Genomic DNA, 20,093 nt, shown 5'->3' with positions numbered 1-20,093 from the left:
AAAGGCAGCATGCCCGTCCATCAGCTATCGGACCTCATACGTTATGTCCGTCACCACTCCCCGTTCTATGCGGATCTCTACGCGGACCTGCCGCCGGATGTGGACTGCCTCACCGATCTGCCGGTGGTGGACCAGAGCGCTTTCTGGGCCGCCAACACCCTCGACGGCAATCGCGTCCTGACCGCCCCGCTCGACGAGGCCTCGGTCTTCAAGACCGGCGGCACGACCGGCGCACCCAAATTCTCCTGCTACACCCGAGAGGAATGGCGGGAGTTCGTCACCGCCTTCGGCCACGGCCTCGTCGACGCCGGGCTGCGCCCCGGCCACCGGGTCGCCGACCTCTTCTACGCGGGCGAGCTCTACGCGAGCTTCCTCTTCATCCTCGACTCCCTCTCCCACGCCCCCGTGAGCAGCGTGCGCCTGCCCATCGGCGGCGGCGCCCCGCTGGAGACGACCGTCCCCACGCTGCGCGACTTCGCCGCCCAGGTCGTGGCCGGCACGCCGACCACCCTGTGCCGCCTCGCCGAGCACCTGATCGCCGCGGGCGAGCAGCTCCCCTCCGTCGAACTGCTGTTCTTCGGCGGCGAGGCGCTCTTCGACGACCAGCGCCGCCTCCTCGCCGGCGCCTTCCCCAACGCCGAGCCCCGCTCCCTCGGCTACGCCAGCGTCGACGCCGGCCTGCTCGGCCGGCCCGTGCCCGGCCCCGACGCCCGCACCCACCGCACCTTCGCCCCGCACACCGTCGTCGAGATCCTCGACGACGCCACGGACGAGCCGATCCGCGAGGCGGGCCGCCCCGGCCGCGTGGTCGTCACCCAGCTCTTCCGCCGCCTCATGCCCGTCCTGCGCTACCCCGCGGGCGACCGCGCCGAGTGGGTCGACCCCGAGGCGGGCGTCTTCCGCATCCTCGGCCGCGCCGAGGAGGGCGTGCGCGTCGGCCCCGTCTCCCTGTACTCCCAGGACGCCCAGGACGCCGTCGCCGCGGCCGACACCGACGGCCGCGTCGTCGGCATGCAGCTCGTCGTCCGCCGCTGGGACGGCCGCGACGGCCTCGTGCTGCGCCTGGCCGTATCCCCTGACGACCCGGGCTCCGAGGACCCCGCCGGGCTGGAGACCCTCGCCAAGTCCGTCGTGACGGAGCTCGAAGAGGCCCGCCCCTTCTACCCCGACGCCGTCGAGACCGGCTTCGTCCACCCCCTCTCCGTCGAGTGGGTGCGCCACCGCGACCTCGCCGTCAACCCGCGCTCCGGCAAGCTCGTCCGCGTCATCGACGAAAGGCCCACGGCATGACCGCCGCCCCGACGGCCGGCACCGGCCGCCGGCTGCCGCTGGTCCTGCGCAACCGCGCCTTCGGCGCCGTGTGGCTCGGCCAGGTGCTCACCCAGGCGGCCGTCCGCATGTTCCAGGTCGGCGTGTCCTGGTGGCTCGTCGCCTACGCCGTCTCCGGCGGCAACGGGCTCGCCTCGGGCCTGTTCATGGCGGTCAGCACCGTCCCCGCCGTCGCCCTCGCCCCCGTCGTCGCCCGGGCCGTCGGCCGCTTCGCCCACCGCTCCGTGCTGCGCACCGCGGCCGGCGGCGCCGCCGTGGCGGCGACCGCCCTCGCCGTGTGGGCCTACGCGAGCGACCTGCCGATCGCGGCCGCCTACGCCGCGACCCTCGCGCTCGCCACCTGCCAGGCCTTCTTCGACCCCTGCCTGACCACCTCCGTCCCCGAACTCGTCGACGACGAGGACATCGAGGCCGCGACCGGCTTCGAACTGTCCACCCAGTCCCTCGCGAGCCTCGGCGGCGCCCTGCTCGGCGCCCTCATCGTCGACCGCGCCGGGATCCCCGGCCTCGCCGCCGGGTGCGCCGCGGCCTACGCGGCCGCCGCCGTGCTCATCGCGACCGTCCGCTTCCGCACCCCCGCCACGGGCGAGGGCGAGGGGGAGACGGGCGAGGAGGCCGGGCCGCGCACGCTGCGCCAGGTCCTGTCCGGCCTGCCGTTCGTCCGCGCCATCCTGGTCTGCTTCACCGCGGCCAACCTCTTCACCACGGCCGTGTTCATCGTGATGCCGCTCTACACCAAGTCGGTGCTGCACGGTGACGGAGCAACGGTCGCCCTGCTCGAAGCGGCCCTCGGCACCGGCACCCTCATCGGCTCCTTCACCGGCGCGCGCATCCCCGGACGGCCCACCGTCGTCGGCTCCGCCTGCCTCGGCACGATGGCCCTCGCCCTCGCCGTCCCCGGCGTCGTCGGCGAACGGCCCGTCATCGCGGGCAGCCTCGCCGTGACCGGCTGGTGCGTCGGCGTCATCGGCGTGCGCTTCGTGGCCCTCTTCCAGCGCCTCGTGCCCGCCGCCGACAAGCCCGCCTTCTTCGCGGTCATGCAGGCCGTGCTCGGCGCGACCTTCCCGCTGGCCTCGCTGCTGTTCGGCCTGCTGGGCGACCACCTCTCGCCGCAGACCCTGTGCCTGATCCAGGCCGTGGGTCTCGTCCCGGCCGCCTGCGCGCTGGCCCTGCTCAAGGAGTCCGCCCCGGCCGCGGAGACCGCCGCCCCCGAGGCGGAGACGCCGGTCCCGGCCGGCGCCGCCACGGGAGGCGCGCGGTGACGCTCCCCGCCCCATCCGTCGAGCAGGCCGCCCCCGGCGACATCGCCGACCTGCGGCAGCTCTACTACGCCGTCTACGGGCCGCACTACCCCACGGCGCTCGGCACCGACCCCGCCGTGATGGCCCGCCTCATCGAGGACCCGCACACCCTCTGGCTCGTCACCCGGTGCCCGCGCACCGGCGCCCTCACCGGCTCCGCCGCGGTCCACGGCGAGCCCGGCAGCCGCCTCGGCCGCCTCGAAGGGCTCGCCGTCCACCCCGGCCAGCGCGGCTCGGGGCTCGCGGGCCTGCTCACCGACGCCCTGTGCCGGCGCACGCTGGACTCCGGCCGGCTCGACTCCGTCTACGCCACGGTCCGCACCGTCAGCGCCGGGCCCCAGCGCGTCGTCACCCGCAACGGCTTCCGCCCCATGGGCGTCCTGCCCAACGCCGTCGACGTCGACAGCCGCGAGAGCCTCGCGCTCTACGCGCGTTACTCGCCCGGCGTGCTGGAGCGCCGCGCCCCCGTCGCCGAAGTGCCCGCCCCGCTCGTCCCCCTCCTGCGCACCGCGGAGCAGAGCCTGGGCATCAGCTACGCGGACACCCGGGCCACCGCACCGGCGCCGGCACCCGCCGGACCCGCCCGCGCGGACCTGGAGATGATCGAGGCGCCGGCGTTCGTCCGCCGCCGCTTCCGCGAGCGCTTCCCCGACGCCGGCCACTGGTTCTACCCCCTGCACACCCCCAACGTGCTGCTCGTCCCCGACGACGGGAGCTTCGAGGTCTACGCCTGCCTCAACCGGGCCGGCGGCTACTGCGCCCTCGTCGCCGCCCACCCCGGCCCGGCCGTCGCGGCCGCCCACCTCGAACCGATCACCCGCGCCCTGACCCGCGCCGGAGCCGGCTACGTCGAGGCGCTGCTCCCGCTGGACCGGCACGACCTGCTCTCCGCCGGCCTCGCCCAGGGCTTCATCCCCAGCGCCCTCTACCCGGCCATGCGCCGCGAGGGCGACGGCTTCCACGACTACGTCGTGATGTCCCGGACCACCGAGCAGATCGACTTCCGCGGCCTGGTCGCCGACGCGGCCCTGCAGCCCTTCCTCGATTCCTATGTGTCGGCCTGGGCGTCGACGTATCTGCCCTCACGTGAGGTTGCCTCGTGACACTCAAGACACCCCTCAACCCCCACCTCGCCCCGGTCACCGTCCCCGACCCGGCGGCCCTCGCACACGTCCAGCGCCTGTGCGACCTGACCGACCCCTACGCCTCCGGCCCCGCCGAGGAGGAGCTCTTCGCCGCCGCCATGGCCGAGAGCCACGCCTGGCACCGCGAGCGCTCCCCGTTCTTCCGCGACCTCCACGCGGCGACGGCCCCGGACGATTCCGCCGCGCCCTACGGCGCGCCCCTGGTCCACGCCAACTTCTTCAAGCGCCACGAAGTGCTGTCCATCCCGCGCGAGGACGTCCACCTGCACCTGACCTCGTCCGGCACCACCGGGCAGAAGTCGCAGATGTTCTTCGACGAGTGGACCATCCGCTCCGCCCAGCGCATGGTCGCCCGCATCTTCGAGCGCAACGGCTGGATCACCCCCGACCAGCCCGTCAACTACCTGCTCTACAGCTACGAGCCCGCCCGCGACCTCAAGCTCGGCACGTCCTTCACCGACAACTACCTGTGCGACTTCGCGCCGGCCCGCCAGGTCGAGTACGCCCTGCGCAACACCGGCGGCGGCCACGAGTTCGACCCCTTCGGCTGCATCGCCGCGCTGCGCCGCTTCGCCGAGGACGACGCCCCGGTCCGCATCCTGGGCTTCCCCGCCTTCCTCTGGTTCACCCTGGAGCGCATGCGCGCCATGGGCCTGCCGCCCCTGCAGCTGCCCGAGGGCTCGCTGATCATCCTGGGCGGCGGCTGGAAGGGCCACACCGACCAGCAGATCGGCAAGCACGAGCTCTACGCCCGCGTCACCGAGCAGCTCGGCGTCCCCTCCGAGCGCATCCGCGACACCTTCGGCTCCGTCGAGCACTGCATCCCCTACATCGAATGCTCGCACCACAACCTGCACGCGCCGGTGTGGTCCCGGGTGTTCATCCGCTCCACCCGCACCCTCGAACCACTGCCGTACGGAGAGAAGGGCTACCTGCACCTCGTCTCCCCGTACATCACCTCCGTGCCCGCCCAGAGCGTCGTCATGGGCGACCTCGCCTCCCTCCTTCCCGGCGAGGAGTGCGGCTGCGAGCTGGAGACGCCGTGGTTCACCATTCACGGCCGCGCCGGAGTGAGCCGCAACAAGAGCTGCGCGGTGGCCGCCGCCGAGCTGATGAAGGGAATGTCATGACCGAGAGCGAGATGCGGATGCCGTCGACGGCCCCCATGAACCACCACTACTGGCAGGGCACCTTCATCGGCGACGACGAGGCCGCCCGCCGCCTTGCGACCCTGCCCGCGGCCGTCGAGCAGGCGCTCGCCGCCCCGCTCGACACCGAGACCGTCCTGGCCGCCTGCGACGCCCTGGCCCACGCCCTGCGCGACCCGGCCCACCCCGTCCGCGCCCGCCTGGCGCCCCACCTGCCCGAGGGCGAGGACGCCGACGGCCTCCTCGGCGAGCTCGCCGCCTTCCTCGGCCGCGACGCGCTCAGCCGCAAGCTCCGCCGCGAACTGGGCGGCACCGCGCCGCAGCGCCTGAACCGCCCCGACGCCAAGGAGACCGTCTACGAGGCCTGGGCGCCCGTCGGCCTCGTCGCCCACATCGCCCCCGGCAACGCCGCGACCGTCGCCCCCCTCAGCCTGATCGAGGGCCTCCTGGCCGGCAACGTCAACGTCCTCAAGACGAGCAGCGCCGACACCCTCCTCGCCCAGCACCTCCTCGCCGAGCTCGCCGTCCTGGACCCCACGGGCGCCGTCGCCGAGCGCGTCATCGTGCTGCGCTTCTCGTCGAGCCGCCAGGACTGGCTGAAGCTCATGTGCGCCCCGGCCGACGCCGTCGCCGTCTGGGGCGGCGAAGCCGCCGTCGAGGGCGTCGCCGCGCACGTCCCGCCGGGCTGCCGGCTCGTCGAGTGGGGACACAAGATCTCCTTCGCCTACCTCACGCGCGACGCGTGGGCCGACGAGGAGACGCTCGCCGCCCTCGCCGCCGACGTGTGCCTCTTCGAGCAGCAGGCCTGCTCCAGCCCCCAGGTCGTCTACCTCGACACCGAGGACGCCGACGAGGTCTTCGCCTTCGCGGAGCGCTTCGCCGCCGTCCTCGCTGGGATGCCCCCGGCCGCCGCGGAGGACCTCGACCCGGCGGAGGAGGCCGAGCTCACCACCACCGAGCTCATCGCCCGTCTGGAGGAACACCTCGGCCTGACCCGGGTCATCGCCGCCCCCGACGGCTCCTGGCGCGTCATGGCCGACACCCGCCCCGCGCTGACCGCCTCTCCGCTGCACCGCAGCGTGTGGGTCAAGCCCCTGCCGCGCAAGGGCCTGATCGGCGCCCTGCGCCCCATGCGCCGCTACCTGCAGACCGCGGGCATCGCCGGCAGCCGCACCGACATCGCGGAGCTGTCCGCCACCGTCCTCGCCGCCGGCGCCACCCGCGTCACCCCCGTCGGCGCGATGACCGCCGGCTACTCCGGCGAGCCCCACGACGGCGTCTACGCCCTCCAGCGCTACAGCCGCCGCGTCGCCGTCCAGGCCGACGAGCGCTTCGCCGCCACCGCCTGCCTCGACGACCTGGCCCGCGCCGCGGACTTCCCCGCGCCCGCCGGCCCGCTGCTGGACAAGGCGGCCGTCCAGGAGCGCAACCGCGACGTCGCCCGCGGCGACGCCGAGCTGTACTTCCGCAGCGGCGGCAGCACCGGCGCCCCCGCCCTGTCCCTGTTCAGCTACGACGACTACGACACCCAGATGCACGCCGCCGCCCGCGGCCTGATCGCCGCCGGGTACGACCCGGCGCGCGACCGCACCGCCAACCTCTTCTACTGCGGCGGCATGTACGGCAGCTTCATCAGCTTCTTCTCCGTCCTGGAGCGGCTGGGCGGCGTCCAGATACCGATGGCCGCGGGCCCCGACCACCGGGCCACCGCCGAGGCGATCGTCGCCTACGAGGTCGACACCCTCTTCGGCATGCCCTCCTACCTGTGGCAGCTCCTGCACGAGCAGGAGGAGCTGCTGCGCTCCTACGGCGGCATCCGCAAGGTCTTCTACGGCGGCGAGCACTTCACCGACGAGCAGCGGCGCACCCTCGCCGAGACCTTCGGGATCGAGGTCGTCCACTCGATCACCTACGGCAGCACCGACCTCGGCCCGCTGGGCTACCAGTGCACCGAGAGCACCGGCAGCGTCCACCACCTCCACGCCGACCTGCACACCCTGGAGATCCTCGACGTGGCCGAGGACCGGCCGGTCCGGCCGGGGGAGACCGGGCGGCTGGTCTTCACCACCCGCGCCCGGCGCGGCCAGCACCTCGACCGCTACGTCATCGGCGACCTCGGCCGCGCCCTGCCCGGCCGCTGCCCCTGCGGCAGCCACGCTCCCCGCTTCGAACTGCTCGGGCGGCTGGGCGACGTGATGCGCGTCGCGACGTACTTCCTCAACTACCGCCGCTTCGTGACGATCGCGGAGGAGAGCCTGCGCTTCAGCGGCGAACTGCAGATCCTGCTCGCCAACGACGGCACCCGCGAGGCCCTCACCGTCCGCATGGAGCGCACGGCCTCGACGGACGAGGCCGCGGCACGGGAGGCCTTCCTGGCCGGCTACCCCGAACTGCGCACGGCCGTCGAGGAGAAGCTCCTCACCCTCACCGTCGAAGCGGTCGGCAGCGCGGCCCTCGACCGCACGCCGACCAGCGGCAAGCTGCGCACGGTGGTGGACGAGCGGAGGTGACCCCGGGGCGCCCCGCGGCGGGTCAGGGGCGCCCGGATATCCGGGCCGTGCCCGCGTCCAGGTCCACACCCGTCCGCCGCGGGGCGCCGTCCTGCTCGTCGTCGCGCAGGACCAGCTCGATCCGCCGCTGTTCGAGCTGGACCCGCTTGCTCGGGTAGATGAGGGCGTGCAGCTCCTCGGTCGCCGTGGCGCCCACCCCGCGGCCGCCGTGCGGCCGGTCGCCGAACCGGCCCGGCAGCCACCCCCGGCTCTGGGCGAGTTGCACGCTCTTGCGCCCCGCCGCCAGCAGGAACAGCGGAACGACGATGACCAGGACGAGGGCCGGCCCCGTCAGCAGACTCAGCATGATTGCTGAACGCGCCGACGGGGCCGGTCCGTTCCCGCGTCAGGCGCCGTCGCACCGCCAGTCGGCCGCGAAGGCACGCGCCGGGTTCGCGACGAAGACCTGCTGGGCGAAGTCCTCGCCGAGCTCCGCCGTCAGCGCGGGCCGCAGCCCGCGCAGCAGGTACGGCATGCCCGGGCCGTCCGCCGACGAGCGGGCCGCCGCCGTGGTGGTGTCGCCGCCCAGCAGGATCCGGTCGGCGTGGCCGGCCTCGGCGAGGGCCGTCAGCGCGTCGAACAGCCGCCAGTCGGTGGCGTGATGGGCGCGGGAGGGGCCGTCGTAGGCGAGGAAGGCCCCCTCCGCGGCCGCCCGGAGGTGCACCCGCAGATCGGGCGAGCGGTTGAGGTGGCCGAGGACGACCCGGCCCGGCGGGACGCCCAGCTCCCCGCACAGCAGGTCCAGCACGTCCAGGGCGCCCGTGCCGAGTTCGAGGTGGACGGCGACGGCCGCGCCCGTCGCGTGGTGCGCCTGCGCGGCGGCGGTCATGACATGGCGCGCGTGCCCGTCGAGGCCGTGGAAGCCCCCGGCGACCTTCACCAGCCCGGCCCGGACCGGTCCCTCCGTCAGGTCCCGGACGAACAGCTCCGCGAGCCGGTCCCGGTCGCGTTCCAGGTACTCCCGTGTGTAGTGCACCGCTTGGTGCAGCCCGGTCGCGGCGACCACGTGCGCCCCCGTCGCCGAGGCCAGCGCCGCGAGGTCGGCCCGCCGCCGCCCCATCCCGCGGGGCGTCCACTGCACCACCGCCCGCCCGCCGAGCCGGCAGAAGGCCCGCAGCTCCTCGGCCGCCGCCTCCACGTCGTCCAGCTCCTGTCCGGGCAGCCGGGGGCTGCGCAGGAAGAAGTGGTCGTGGGCGTCGCAGACTCCCAGCTCCGAAGCGGGGACGTCCCGCAGAACGGTCCGTACGACAGGCCCCATCGTGTCTCCTCCGGTCCAGGCGTGTAACGGCTCACCCGTTACATGATCCATGCGATCACTGTAACGGGTGAATCGTTACGATGCTCGTATGACCCACGAGGACGACCGCCTGGCCTTCCGCTTCGACTGCGGAGCCACCTGGCTCAACCTGCTCGCCACCAGCGGCCGGCACTTCAGCGCGCACCCGGTCGAGCGCATGGCCACGCCCGAGCGGCTGGGGGAGTGGCTCGACCGCAGCGAGCTGACGCCGGTCCGGCCGCCCGGCGCCGCGGACCTCCGGCGGGCCCACGCACTGCGCGAGACCCTGCGACCGCTCGCCCTGGCCGTCGCGGAGGGACAGCCGCCGCCGGCCGGAGCCGTCGGGGAACTCACCCGCTTCCTCGGCGAGGAGCGCGATCCCGTACGGCTCGTCGCGGGGGACCGGCTGCTGCGGGAGGCGCCCGCCACCACCGGCGCGGCCCTCGCCCGGATCGCCCGCCAGGCCGCCGACCAGCTCACCGGCCCCGAGCGGCACGCCTTGGCCGTCTGCCCCGAGCACGACTGCCGCGGCGTCTTCGCCAACCCCACCGGCCGCCGCCGCTGGTGCCCCTCACCGGCCTGCGCGAGCCGCGGCCGGGTCCGCGCCCTGCGCGAGCGGCGCCGTGCGGGGGAGTGACCGGAGCCTCCCCCGCACGGCCTGATGCCCCATCACCCCACCGGCTGGGCCCCGCCGGCGGGGGAGCGCAGCAGGGCGGACAGCCGCGCGGCCGAGGTGCCGAGGCCCGTCGGGACGCCCACGGGCGGTGCGACGGGCGCCGGGACGCTCTTGTGGCGCAGCAGGTCCTCCTCGCGGTAGCGGCGGCACCCCTGGTGCCAGTTGAGGATGCCCGCCATCCAGTCCTGCAGCTCCAGGGCGTACCCCCGCAGGGCGGCCCGGGCCTCCGCATCCAGCCCGAAGTCCTCGAAGAGGACCGGCAGCTGGTGGTCCACCGCGTGCTGGAACTCCCGCATCCGGGATGCGATCAGATCGCTGACGATGCCCAGCGCCTCCGTGCGCCCGCAGTCGAAGAAGTTCTCGACGACCAGGACGGAGTTGTGGATCTCGCCCTCGAACTGCACCTCCTTCTGGTACGAGAAGAGGTCGTTCATCAAGATGGCGTAGTCCATGGCCGCGTTCTCCATGGCCTGGACCGGCTGGGTGCGGTAGATCTCCGGCGGGACGGCCGCGCCGTGGCCGTTGCGGCAGAGCGTCAGGGTGAGGTCGGAGCCGAAGGTCTGGCGGCGCATCTCGATGTAGTCGACCGGGTCGGGGATGCGGTGCTGGTGCTGGTTCCACAGCTCCCACAGCCACGCGTCGAGCATGGCCTTGACGGCGGCGCGCAGACCGGCGCGCTCGTCGTCGGTCATCTCCGCGGTGGTGCGCGCCCACAGGTCGGCCAGGGCGTGCTCCAGGACGTGCTCTCCGGGCGGTGCGGCGGAGGTGTCCACCGGCATGAACAGCAGCAGCCGGTCGGTGCAGGCCTTCGCGGCGGCGAAGCCCGCCGGCCCGGTCTGCCGGCCGAAGACGGCGGGGTAGTAGTCGTCGCCGTAGGTGCCCCAGGCGAGCCAGTCCGTGGCCAGGGCGAGCTCCTCGGCGGACCCTTCGGGGTGCAGCCCCGCGGCGCACAGCGCGAAGTCGTAGTCCGCGAGCTTCTCCTCGGTCCACAGCCCGGAGCCCGGCACCGCCGCGTCGGGGGCGAGCATCCCCATGCGGTGTCCCCAGGCGATGCCGCTGCGCCGCGCGGTGTCCAGGTGGGGGTTGAGGCGCAGTGCGTACGGCATGGGGAAGTCCGGCAGCGGCAGGTGGCCCACCTCCTGGAACGGCACGTGGGCGTAGCGGCGCAGCCGCGCCGGTGCCGTGGCCGCGATGGAGGTGAACATCCGCGCGGCGGACGTGCCCAGCCCGAGGGGCCCGGCGAGCAGCGCCCCGGGGGTGTTGACCGCCCCGCCTGCGGCGTCGTTCATGTAGCGGCTGGAGCGCATGTGCCACTCGTGACCGCCGGACTGCCAGTCCTGGAGGCCCTTGGCGTAGGCGAAGGCGTCGAGGCGGGACTGCGGGTCCAGGCCGCGCTCCTCCAGGAGCAGGGGCACCTCGGTCAGGGCGGTGTGCTCGAACTGCTGGAGCCGGGAGGTGAGCCAGTCGTTGACGGTGTCGGCGGCCTGCTGGGTGTCGCACCCCAGGAAGCGCTCCAGCACGAGGACCGCATTGGCCAGCTCGCCCTCCGCCTCGGTCTCCCGCTCGTACGAGAAGAGGTCGTTGCGCAGGTGCACCGAGTCGGCGAACGTGTCCTTCAGCACGCGCATCGGCCGGCTCGCGGCAATGGCCTCGGGGACCTCGGCGCCCACCGCGAACTCGACCAGGTTGGCCGACCAGGGGGCGCCGCCCACCTTGCGGCGCATCTCGATGTATTCGATCGGGTTGGCGACCCGGCCCTCGTTGATGTTGGACAGTTCCCAGATGGACTCGTTGAGCAGGTGTCGCGTGCTCTCCGCGAAGCGCCGCCGCCAGCCCTCCGACATCGACGGGACCGTGCGGGCCCACAGGTCCGCGAGGCCCGCCTCCACCGGATTGGCGGGCTCGGGGGTCTCGCCCGCGTCCAGGGGCATGAAGGCCGCCAGCCGGTCGAGGTAGGCCTTCGCGCCCGCCATGTCACCGCTGCGCTTGAAGATGTCGAGGAAGTGGTCGTCGAAGAAGAACACCCAGACGTACCAGTCGGTGACGAGATCGAGCACCGGGCCGGACGCCTCCGGGTGGGTGTACGCGCACAGCAGGGCGTAGTCGTGCGCGTCCAGGTCCGCCTCGTCCCAGATGCCGGAGCCCTCCAGCATGTTCATCTCGCGGGCCCAGGCCCTGGAATGCGCGCGGGCGCCCTCCACGTGGGGATTGAGGCGCGCGGGATACGGCATGTAGAAGGAGGGGAGGGAGAAAGGGTGCGACATGGCCGCCCACGCTAGTTCGCGTGCCCCTGACAGGTAGATCGGAAGGTCATATTTCCCCTCAATGAGGTGAAAGCCCGGGCCGCACCGCTTAAGGATCTTGACCGCGGTCTCGCCGCCGCCGCGCGCCCCGGCGCGCAGGCGCGCGCCGTTCCGCACGGTGACCGCCGCACTACCTTGCGTACCGAGATCTGTTCGGCCCGCGTAATGTCGGGCCCATGGGCGATGAAGCGCTGCAGCAGGACGTACTGGACGAGCTGGGTGAGGACAGGATCCAGGAGCTCGCAGGAGAGCTGGGCACCGACGCCGACGGGGCGACGCGGATGGTGCGGGAGACCGTCACCGCCCTCCCCGACGAGCTCACCCGCGAGGCGAGCGCGGCCCCGGCCGGAGCCGCGGGCCTGGGCGGCCTCGGCGGCGGGCTGGGCGGCGGGCTGATGTCCGGCGTGCTCGGGAAGATCACCGGCCCCGTGGCCGAAGCCGTCGCCAAACGCACCGGCCTGCCGGTCGCCCAGGTCAGCAGGGCGCTCGAGCTGCTCCTGCCGGTCGTCATGACCACCATCGCCAAGCGCCGGGCAAGGAAGCGGTGAGCCGGGCCGCCGGGCCGAGGCCGCCCGCGGCACCCGCCGCGGGCCCCTCCCGCGGCGGGGCCCGCGGCCGTGGCCTGCGGCGGCCCGGAGGGCACGGCGTGCGGCTCGCATAACATCGTGGCGTATCCCGGCCCCGGACAGGGGCCGCCGCCGGCCGACGATGGAACCTCCGAGTGCCCCGATCCACCTGCCCCGCCACCGGGAGCGCCGCGCCGCGCGCCGCCTCCCGCAGACGCCCCCTGCGGGCGCTCGTGGCGCTGGCCGCGCTCGCGGCGGTGACCGGGGCGGCGGGCTGCTCGAGCGCGGGCGAGCCCGTCGGCGCCGGCCGGACGGCCCCCGCCTCGGCCCCCTCCCGGCTGTGGCCGCAGGCCACGCCCGCTCCCTCGCCCAGCGGCCCGCAGCACGACGGCGAGACGGCCACGAAGGTCCCCGGCGTCGCACCCGTCCCCTCCGGGGACATCCACGAGGTGGACGCCTACGCCGCGGTCCGGGCCGAGGTCAGGGCCGCCCGGAACAGCGTCACGGGGGCGGACGCCCTCGACGACGCCACCGCCGCGAAGGTCGCCTCGTCGTGCTCCGCCGGAGAGCAGCGGAACTGCCCCATCCGCAAGCCGGTCTACTGCGACCTCACCGGCGACGGCCACGAGGACCTGGTCGTCGGCATCGAAATGGAGGACCACTTCCTCTCGCTGCGCGCCTACACCCTCGTCAAGGGAGAGCTCACCCGCGTCCTGTCGACCGTCGCCCAGCCCTCGTCCATCGAGGTCGCCGGCCGCGACCTGATCGTCTGGGAGCCCTGGACGACGCCGCACTACGCCCTGCGCTCGGTCTACACCTGGAACGCCCAGAACCACTACATGGACTTCCGGCGCTACGAGATCCGCCGCGCCGAGTCCTCCGCCGCCCCGGCCGTGCCGCGCGACCGGGAGCGCCGCCGGTGACCGCCCGGCCGCAGGGCCTGCGGGCCCGTCTGCGCAGACTCTCCCGCTTCGGCTCGCTCTACGGCAAGTTCACGCTCTTCCTCGCCGTCGTGTGCTGCGTCGTCGCGACCGTGCTCGGCGTCCTCGTGCACGTCATCGTCACCCGGCAGACCGTCCACCAGGCCCGCTCCGAGGCCCTGTCCCGGCTCGACGCCGCCACCAAGGCCTACGCCTCCGGCGACCCCATGCACCGCCCCGCGGCGCTCAATCCGCCCGACCTGCCGCGGCGGCTGCAGGAGATGGCGCTGCGCGGGGAACGCGGCACGGCCCTCGGCGACTACGACGGTACCCCGACCATGTGGGCCGCCGGTCCCGCCGACGCCGGCGTGATCACCGCCCGGTTCGACTACCGGCACAGCAAGGACACCATCGACGGCCTCGACCGGGCCATCGCCGGCTCCGCCACGCTGGCCATCGGCGGCACCCTGCTCATCGGCGTCTTCGCCGTCTCGCGCGTCACCCGCCGGCTGCACCGCACCGCCGACGTGGCCCGCCGCATCAGCGCCGGCGACCTCGACGCCCGCGTCGCCGACCCGCGCACCACCCGCCCCGCCCGGGAGCAGGACGAGGTCGCCGCCGTCGCCGCCGCCCTCGACGCCATGGCGGGCACCCTGCAGGCCCGCCTGCAGAGCGAACAGCGCTTCACCGCCGACGTGGCCCACGAGCTGCGCACCCCCCTCGCGGGCCTGCAGGCGGCCGCGGAGCTGCTGCCGCCCGGCCGGCCCACCGAGCTCGTGCGCGACCGGGTGCAGACGCTGCGCCGCCTCACCGAGGACCTGCTGGAGATCTCCCGGCTGGACACCCTGACGGAGAAGGCCGACCTCGACGCGCACCTGCTGGGACAGCTGGCCGAACGGGCCGTGCGCGCCTCGGGCATGGAGGCCGAGGTGCGCGTCCTGCGGGACGCGTGCGTGGAGACCGACCGGCGCCGCCTGGAGCGGGTGCTGAGCAACCTGCTCGTCAACGCCCACCGGCACGGCCGTCCGCCCGTCGTCGTCACCGTCGACGGGCCCGTGGTCTCCATCCGCGACCACGGCGAGGGGTACCCGGACTACCTCCTCGAACACGGCCCCCAGCGCTTCCGCACCGAGCCCACGAGCAGCGGCGCCAAGGGCCACGGCCTGGGCCTGACCATCGCCATCGGCCAGGCCCGGACCATCCACGCGGAGCTGACGTTCGCCAACGCCCCCGACGGCGGGGCGCTCACCACCCTGCGCCTGCCCGAGTACGAGGAGCGGCCGGAGGAGCCGGAGCAGATCCGGCCACCCGGCTAGGGCGCCTGCGTCCCGGCCGCCCCGTGGGTCAGGCCGCGCGTGGCCCGGCGGGAAGGGCGGCCGGTGCGCCGAACCACCGGGCCAGCGCGCTGCCGAGAGCCTCGGTTGCCGTGGGCGGCGCAGCGGTGTCCGCCGCCCAGGCCGTGAAGCCGTCCGGGCGGACCAGGAGCCCCGCCAGCTCCGGGCGGGCCGGTGCGGCCGCGGTGAGGACGGACACCCGGTCGCCGAACCCTGCGGCGGCCGCCCGCACGTCCGGCGCGTCCGCGAGGTCGAGGAGGAGGGCCCGGCCGTCGTGGAGGTGGTCGGCGAGGCGGCTGCCGTCGGCGAGTTCGAGGTCCGGGGCGCTGGCGCCGACGAGCGGGTGGTCGCCGGGCCGGGCCATGGCGTCGTAGCGCTGCCACACGCCGGAGATCTTCTTGGCGAAGAAGGTGGTCCCGGCGACGGTGTCCGAGAACTCGGCCACCACCTCGCGCAGCGCCTGTGCGTGGGACTCGGGCCGCATCAGCGCCACTTGGGCCCGCGTCCACTCCAGCACCCACGCCCCGATGGGGTGCCGCTCGGCGGTGTAGGTGTCCAGCAGGCCCTCCGGCGCCCAGCCGCGCACGGTGGCGGCGAGCTTCCAGCCGAGGTTCATCGCGTCGCCGATGCCGAGGTTGAGCCCCTGGCCGCCGAACGGCGAGTGGACGTGGGCGGCGTCGCCGGCCAGCAGCACGCGTCCGCGGCGGTAGTCGGCCGCCTGGCGGGCGTTGTCGGTGAAGCGGGTGGCCGTGTGCACGGCGGTGACGGTGACATCGGTGCCGGAGACGTTGCGCAGGGAGGTCTGAATCTCCCGGGCGGTGACGGGGGCGTCGCGGTCGGCGGGCGGCCCGTCGAACTCGACGGTGAGGATGCGCCCGGGGAACGGCCCGTGCGCGTACGTGCCCGTCGGCGTCCGCGTCCAGCCCTTGCCGAGGGCCTCGGCGCCCTCCATGTCGACCATCGCCTGATGCCCCGTGATGGACGGGTCGGTGCCGGGGAAGGCGAAGCCGCCGAGCTTGCGGACCGTGCTGCGGCCGCCGTCGCAGCCCACCAGCCAGCCCGCGCGGATCGCGGAGCCGCCCGCGTGCACGGTGACGCCCTCGTCGTCCGCCTCGAAGCCCGTCAGCTCCACGCCGCGGCGCACTTCCGCGCCCAGCTCCGCGGCGCGCGCGCCGAGCAGCCGTTCCAGGGGCTCCTGGGGGATGAAACCTATGTCTCCGGCCGGGCCGGCGCCGGCGAAGTCGGGATCGGCGGCGTCCAGCAGGTGGCCCTTGAGCGGGATGCCCGCGAAGTGCCCGGCGAACTTCGGCGGCATCGCCACCGGCCCGCCTCCCTTGCCGCCCCGCTGCTGCGCCATGAAGCCGCTGATGCGCTCCAGGTTCTCCTGCTGGACGGCGGCCAGGGCGGGCAGCAGGCCGCGCCGGTAGAAGGCCTCCGCCGAGGGGGTGTTGATGGACCCCGCCTTGATGGTCGTGTCGATCCGGGTCAGCCGCTCGACGACGAGGACGCTGACCCCGGCCAGCCGCAACTCGCATGCCAGCGTCAGCCCGACCGGTCCCGCCCCTGCCACGACGACGTCGTAGTTCGTGTCCATGGCAGTGACTATAGCGACTAAAACTTTGTGTCGGATATAATTTCTGCCATGGCTCCTCACCCCACCAACGCGGCGGCAGCGGACGGGCTTTCCCTGCGCGAGCGCAAGAAGCGGCAGACCCGGCAGCGGATCTCCGACGTGGCCACCGGACTGTTCGCCGCCCGGGGCTTCGACAAGGTGACCGTCGCGGAGGTCGCCGAGGCCGCCGACGTCTCCACGATGACGGTCTTCAACCACTTCGCGCGCAAGGAGGACCTCTTTCTCGACCGCATCCCCGAGGCGCTCGACCTCTTCACCCGGGCCGTGCGGGAACGGCGCCCCGGGGAGAGCCCCGCCGCCCCCGTCCGCCGCCTGCTCCTCGAACTCGCCGACGCGCGCCACCCCCTGGGCGGCCTGGGCGACACCTTCTCGGCGTTCTGGCGCGTCGTGCTGGACTCGCCCGCCCTCCGGGCCCGCGTGCGCGAGGCCGTCGAGGAGCTGGAGGACGCGCTCACCGCCACCGTCGCGGAGAGCACCGGCGCGGCCCCCGGTGACCCGCGGCCCCGGTTGACCGCTGCCCTCGTCGTCACCGCCTACCGCACCGTCTGCGGCACCACCGTGGCCCGGCTGCTCGCGGGCGAGCGCGCCGACGACGTGGCCCCCGGTCACCGCGAGCTCGTCGAGTGCTCCTTCGCCGCCCTGGAGGAGGCCCTGCGCACGCTCGGCGAGCCGTACGGCGCAGCCCCGCGGTGAGCCCGGGAAGGACGGGGGAGCCGGTGTAGCCTCGCCGCATGCCACCGCACCCCCGCCGGCACCGGGCGTGGCCCGCGCCCCTCGTTAAGGAACGGGCCCGGCCCGAACGCATAAGGTCCCGCCCCGGGGGATGGCGCCTGGCGGTGGCCACGGTCTGCTTCGGCGCCTTCATGGGCCAGCTCGACGCGAGCATCGTCACGCTCGCCTACGGCGGGCTGCGCAGCGAGTTCGGCGCCTCGCTGGCCGCCGTCGAATGGGTCTCGCTGGCCTACCTCCTCACCCTCGTCGCACTGCTGGTGCCGGTCGGCCGGCTCGCGGACGCCCACGGCCGCAAGCTGTTCTACCTCTACGGGTTCCTCGTCTTCACCGCCGCCTCGGCCGCCTGCGCCCTCGCCCCGTCGCTGGCCGCCCTCGTGGCCTTCCGGGTGCTGCAGGCCGCGGGGGCGGCGATGCTGCAGGCCAACAGCGTGGCGCTGGTGACCACCAGCGCGCCGCGCGGAAAGATGCGCGCCGCCCTCGGCGTCCAGGCCGCGGCGCAGGCCCTCGGGCTCGCCCTCGGCCCGACGATCGGCGGCGCCCTCGTGGCCGGGCTCGGCTGGCGCTGGGTCTTCGCGGTCAACGTACCGGTCGGCGTCGTCGCCCTCGTGGCCGGCCAGTACCTGCTGCCCCGCACCCGTACGCGCAGCCCCGCGGCCGGCGCCGACCGCCTCGGGCCGGTGCTCCTGGCGGTCGCGACGACCGCGCTGCTGCTGGCCCTGTCCATGGTGTCGGGGCTGACCGTCCCCGCCTGGGCCGTCGCCTCGCTCTTCGCTCTCGCCGCGGCCGCCACCTGGGGCTTCGTCCTGCGCGAGCGCCGGGCCGCCCACCCCCTCGTCGACCCGGCCCTGCTGCGGCGCCGGGCCGTCTCCGCCGGCCTCGCGGCGGCCCTCGGCGCCTACCTCGTCCTCTTCGGCCCGCTCGTGCTCGTCCCCGTCGTGCTCACCGGCGCCGGGTCCTCCGAGCTGCACGCCGGCCTGGTCCTGACGGCCCTTCCGGCCGGCTTCGCCCTGGCCGCGACCTGTGCGGACCGCGTCCTGCCCAAGGCCCCGGGCGACCGGAGCCGCTGCCGGCTGGGCGCGGCCGCCGCGGTCGCCGCCCTGGCCGCCATGCTCGCCCTGCCGGTCACTGCGGGCGTCCTGGTCCCGCTGCTCGCCCTCCTCGGCCTCGGGCTCGGCACCTTCACGCCCGCCAACAACGCCCTGGTCATGGGGGCGATCCCGGCCGCGTCCTCCGGCACCGGGGGCGGGCTGGTCAACATGGCCCGGGGCCTGGGCACAGCCCTCGGCATCGCCCTGGTCACCCTCGCGCTCCACCACTCCGGCGCCGCCGGCCCGCACCGCGCCGTGGCCGTCCTCCTGTGCGCCGCGGTGCTCGTCGCGGTCGCCGCGCGGCTCGGGCCGACACGCCGGGCCCCGTCACCCGGACGAGCCGCCGGAGACGCAGGCGGCTAGCAGGCGAAGTACCGTCCGCGGCATGAGGCCCGTACTCGCACCCTCCCTCTCCCTGCCCCTCGCCGCCGCCCTGCTGGCCTGCAATCTGACCGCCTGTGCGAGCCGTGACGAGACGGCGGGCCGACCGGACCTGACCTCGTATTACGACCAGGAGCTCTCCTGGGAGCCCTGCTCCCGGGACCAGGACAAGACGATCAGGAACGAGACGCGGCACGCCCCCGGCGCCCCCGAATGCGCCCGGCTCACCGTGCCCTACACCTACGCGGACCCCGCCAAGGGCGAGCTGAAGCTCGCCCTCATGCGCTACCGCGCCAAAGAGCAGGACCGCCGCCTCGGCTCGCTCGTCCTGTCCTTCGGCGGGCCGGGCGAGTCCGGGCTCGTACGGCTCGGCGCCCGCGGCCCGGACGGCTTCAGCAAGGCCGGCGGGCGCTACGACCTCGTCACCTTCGACCCGCGCGGCACCGGTGCCAGCTCCCCGGTCCGCTGCGGCCCCCGCGGCGCCGCGCTGCGGGCGGCCGGCGACTATGACGAGGACGCGGGCGGCCGGTCCGGTCTCGCCGACCGCATCGGCGACCGGGCGGAGGACCTGGAGGAGTGCGGCAGGCGCTCCGGGCCCGTCCTGGCCCACGTCGGCACCGTCAACACCGCCCGCGACCTGGACGTCCTCCGCGCCGCCCTCGGCGAGGACAAGCTGCACTACCTCGGCTACTCCCACGGCACCCGGCTCGGCGCCGCCTACGCCCACCGCTTCCCGCAGAAGGTCGGCCGCATGGTCATGGACGGCGTCGACGACCCGGCTCCCGACGCGAAGCGGACCGCCCTCGCCCGGGCCGCCGCCTACCACAAGGCCCTGCGCCACGCGGTGGAGATCTGCACCCGGCGGGGCGACGAGGACTGCATCCTCGGCTCCGACACCGACCGGGCCATGGACAACGTCACCGCCGCCTTCGACCGCCTCGACGAACAGCCCCTGCCCTGGGTGAACGGACGCACGCTCGACCGCGAGACCGCCGTCACCCGGACCATGGGCCTGCTGCGCTCCCGCGGGGGCCTGCCCGAGGCCCCCAACCTCCTCGCCTCCCTCGTCTACCACCTGCCGCCGGGCGAGTCCGCGCACATGGCCGAGGAGGAGGCCTCCCGGGCCGAGGGCAGGAGCGCCGAGGGCACGGGCGAGGACGGCCGTGAGGGATCCGCCGCGGCACGGGCCGCCGTCAACTGCGCCGACTCCAAGGGCCGTTACACCGCCGGGCAGGTGGCGAACGCCTACGACGACTTCGTCGACGCCTCACCGGTCTTCGGCCCGGCCCTGGCCTCCGACATGGCCCTGTGCACCGGCTGGCCGCAGGCCGGCGACGACAGCTCCCACGACGTCGCCGCGCCCCGCGCACCCAAGATGCTCCTGCACACCTCCGAATTCGACCCCGCCACCCCCGTGCAGTGGCTGCACCGCATGGCCCGGGCCGTCGGCCCGTCGGCCGTCACCATGACGGACACCGGCGGGGGCCACAGCGTCTACGGCTCGCCGGACGCCGAGTGCGTCAACGACCGCATCGACTCCTTCCTCCTGGACGGGAAACTGCCGGCCGACCGCACCCGCTGCACCTGACGTCCCGGCAGCCGCCCGTGCTCCATTGGAGGGGACTGCGGGGGCGCGCTGATGCGGCGCGCCCCGGCCGCGGGCAGGGATCAGCTCCGTGGGGGCGTCGCCACGTACGTCCCACCCGATGCCG

At 74.6% G+C, this 20,093-nt stretch carries 16 protein-coding genes; 12 read left to right on the top strand and 4 right to left on the bottom strand.

What is annotated here, in order from left to right; all coding sequences use genetic code 11:
- The first annotated feature begins 9 nt into the window (after positions 1 to 9).
- The 5 genes from ACSNOG_RS00170 to ACSNOG_RS00150 are packed head-to-tail and all read left to right on the top strand — an operon-like array spanning position 10 to position 7,433.
- Positions 10 to 1,290 (top strand): phenylacetate--CoA ligase family protein, encoded by a 1,281-nt coding sequence (locus ACSNOG_RS00170; RefSeq protein ID WP_436750404.1) that lies wholly within the window; start codon positions 10 to 12, stop codon positions 1,288 to 1,290.
- Positions 1,287 to 2,591, top strand: coding sequence for an MFS transporter (locus ACSNOG_RS00165; protein WP_436750403.1), 1,305 nt, complete (start codon positions 1,287 to 1,289; stop codon positions 2,589 to 2,591). The genes ACSNOG_RS00170 and ACSNOG_RS00165 overlap by 4 nt, the downstream gene beginning before the upstream one ends.
- Positions 2,588 to 3,733 carry a GNAT family N-acetyltransferase gene (locus ACSNOG_RS00160; protein WP_436750402.1) on the top strand — a complete coding sequence of 382 codons (1,146 nt, stop codon included), beginning with the start codon at positions 2,588 to 2,590 and terminating at the stop codon, positions 3,731 to 3,733. Before ACSNOG_RS00165 ends, ACSNOG_RS00160 begins: the two co-directional genes overlap by 4 nt.
- Positions 3,730 to 4,905 (top strand): acyl-protein synthase, encoded by a 1,176-nt coding sequence (locus ACSNOG_RS00155; protein WP_436750401.1) that lies wholly within the window; start codon positions 3,730 to 3,732, stop codon positions 4,903 to 4,905. The genes ACSNOG_RS00160 and ACSNOG_RS00155 overlap by 4 nt, the downstream gene beginning before the upstream one ends.
- A complete protein-coding gene (locus ACSNOG_RS00150; RefSeq protein WP_436750400.1) occupies positions 4,902 to 7,433 on the top strand; it encodes an acyl-CoA reductase in 2,532 nt (843 codons plus the stop codon). The genes ACSNOG_RS00155 and ACSNOG_RS00150 overlap by 4 nt, the downstream gene beginning before the upstream one ends.
- Positions 7,434 to 7,455: 22 nt before the next feature.
- Here the strand turns inward: ACSNOG_RS00150 and ACSNOG_RS00145 are convergent, their stop codons facing one another.
- Both ACSNOG_RS00145 and ACSNOG_RS00140 read right to left on the bottom strand, forming a co-directional pair.
- Positions 7,456 to 7,779, bottom strand: coding sequence for a DUF6191 domain-containing protein (locus ACSNOG_RS00145; RefSeq protein ID WP_436750399.1), 324 nt, complete (start codon positions 7,777 to 7,779; stop codon positions 7,456 to 7,458).
- Between the two features lie 39 nt (positions 7,780 to 7,818).
- A complete protein-coding gene (locus ACSNOG_RS00140; protein ID WP_436750398.1) occupies positions 7,819 to 8,730 on the bottom strand; it encodes a phosphotriesterase family protein in 912 nt (303 codons plus the stop codon).
- A gap of 88 nt (positions 8,731 to 8,818) precedes the next feature.
- Between ACSNOG_RS00140 and ACSNOG_RS00135 the strand changes: the two genes are divergently transcribed.
- Entirely contained in the window at positions 8,819 to 9,385 is a 567-nt protein-coding gene (locus tag ACSNOG_RS00135; RefSeq protein WP_436750397.1) for a CGNR zinc finger domain-containing protein, read from the top strand.
- Between the two features lie 32 nt (positions 9,386 to 9,417).
- On the opposite strand, the gene ACSNOG_RS00130 is transcribed toward ACSNOG_RS00135, so the two are convergent.
- Positions 9,418 to 11,688 (bottom strand): terpene synthase family protein, encoded by a 2,271-nt coding sequence (locus ACSNOG_RS00130; RefSeq protein WP_436750396.1) that lies wholly within the window; start codon positions 11,686 to 11,688, stop codon positions 9,418 to 9,420.
- Positions 11,689 to 11,903: 215 nt separating this feature from the next.
- On the opposite strand from ACSNOG_RS00130, the gene ACSNOG_RS00125 reads away from it, so the two are divergent.
- From ACSNOG_RS00125 to ACSNOG_RS00115, 3 genes are all read left to right on the top strand, one after another.
- Positions 11,904 to 12,275 (top strand): DUF937 domain-containing protein, encoded by a 372-nt coding sequence (locus tag ACSNOG_RS00125; RefSeq protein WP_436750395.1) that lies wholly within the window; start codon positions 11,904 to 11,906, stop codon positions 12,273 to 12,275.
- A 173-nt stretch (positions 12,276 to 12,448) separates the two neighbouring features.
- Positions 12,449 to 13,216, top strand: coding sequence for a hypothetical protein (locus tag ACSNOG_RS00120; RefSeq protein ID WP_436750394.1), 768 nt, complete (start codon positions 12,449 to 12,451; stop codon positions 13,214 to 13,216).
- A complete protein-coding gene (locus ACSNOG_RS00115) occupies positions 13,213 to 14,529 on the top strand; it encodes a sensor histidine kinase (protein ID WP_436750393.1) in 1,317 nt (438 codons plus the stop codon). Before ACSNOG_RS00120 ends, ACSNOG_RS00115 begins: the two co-directional genes overlap by 4 nt.
- A gap of 28 nt (positions 14,530 to 14,557) precedes the next feature.
- On the opposite strand, the gene ACSNOG_RS00110 is transcribed toward ACSNOG_RS00115, so the two are convergent.
- Positions 14,558 to 16,141: an FAD-dependent oxidoreductase gene (locus tag ACSNOG_RS00110; protein WP_436750392.1), complete on the bottom strand. Its 1,584-nt coding sequence runs from the start codon at positions 16,139 to 16,141 to the stop codon at positions 14,558 to 14,560.
- 48 nt (positions 16,142 to 16,189) lie between these two features.
- Here ACSNOG_RS00110 and ACSNOG_RS00105 point away from each other — a divergent pair, with 48 nt between their 5' ends.
- From ACSNOG_RS00105 to ACSNOG_RS00095, 3 genes are read left to right on the top strand one after another with little or no spacing between them, the layout of a single operon-like run.
- On the top strand, positions 16,190 to 16,873 hold the full coding sequence (locus ACSNOG_RS00105) for a TetR/AcrR family transcriptional regulator (protein WP_436750391.1): 684 nt from the start codon (positions 16,190 to 16,192) through the stop codon (positions 16,871 to 16,873).
- A gap of 38 nt (positions 16,874 to 16,911) precedes the next feature.
- A complete protein-coding gene (locus ACSNOG_RS00100; RefSeq protein WP_436750390.1) occupies positions 16,912 to 18,363 on the top strand; it encodes an MFS transporter in 1,452 nt (483 codons plus the stop codon).
- A 22-nt stretch (positions 18,364 to 18,385) separates the two neighbouring features.
- Entirely contained in the window at positions 18,386 to 19,969 is a 1,584-nt protein-coding gene (locus ACSNOG_RS00095) for an alpha/beta hydrolase (RefSeq protein ID WP_436750389.1), read from the top strand.
- The last annotated feature ends 124 nt before the right edge of the window (positions 19,970 to 20,093 follow it).

It is taken from the genome of Streptomyces sp. URMC 124, from assembly GCF_051386455.1.
Lineage (GTDB): Bacteria > Actinomycetota > Actinomycetes > Streptomycetales > Streptomycetaceae > Streptomyces.
This window is presented reverse-complemented; position numbering and strand designations above follow the sequence as displayed.

Coding starts and splice junctions, on each gene's coding strand:
- ACSNOG_RS00145 (WP_436750399.1), bottom strand. CDS start 7,779: ATGCTGAGTCTGCTGACGGGGCCGGCCCTCGTCCTGGTCATCGTCGTT.
- ACSNOG_RS00135 (WP_436750397.1), top strand. CDS start 8,819: ATGACCCACGAGGACGACCGCCTGGCCTTCCGCTTCGACTGCGGAGCC.
- ACSNOG_RS00170 (WP_436750404.1), top strand. CDS start 10: ATGCCCGTCCATCAGCTATCGGACCTCATACGTTATGTCCGTCACCAC.
- ACSNOG_RS00100 (WP_436750390.1), top strand. CDS start 16,912: ATGCCACCGCACCCCCGCCGGCACCGGGCGTGGCCCGCGCCCCTCGTT.
- ACSNOG_RS00110 (WP_436750392.1), bottom strand. CDS start 16,141: ATGGACACGAACTACGACGTCGTCGTGGCAGGGGCGGGACCGGTCGGG.
- ACSNOG_RS00105 (WP_436750391.1), top strand. CDS start 16,190: ATGGCTCCTCACCCCACCAACGCGGCGGCAGCGGACGGGCTTTCCCTG.
- ACSNOG_RS00165 (WP_436750403.1), top strand. CDS start 1,287: ATGACCGCCGCCCCGACGGCCGGCACCGGCCGCCGGCTGCCGCTGGTC.
- ACSNOG_RS00125 (WP_436750395.1), top strand. CDS start 11,904: ATGGGCGATGAAGCGCTGCAGCAGGACGTACTGGACGAGCTGGGTGAG.
- ACSNOG_RS00140 (WP_436750398.1), bottom strand. CDS start 8,730: ATGGGGCCTGTCGTACGGACCGTTCTGCGGGACGTCCCCGCTTCGGAG.
- ACSNOG_RS00130 (WP_436750396.1), bottom strand. CDS start 11,688: ATGTCGCACCCTTTCTCCCTCCCCTCCTTCTACATGCCGTATCCCGCG.
- ACSNOG_RS00150 (WP_436750400.1), top strand. CDS start 4,902: ATGACCGAGAGCGAGATGCGGATGCCGTCGACGGCCCCCATGAACCAC.
- ACSNOG_RS00095 (WP_436750389.1), top strand. CDS start 18,386: ATGAGGCCCGTACTCGCACCCTCCCTCTCCCTGCCCCTCGCCGCCGCC.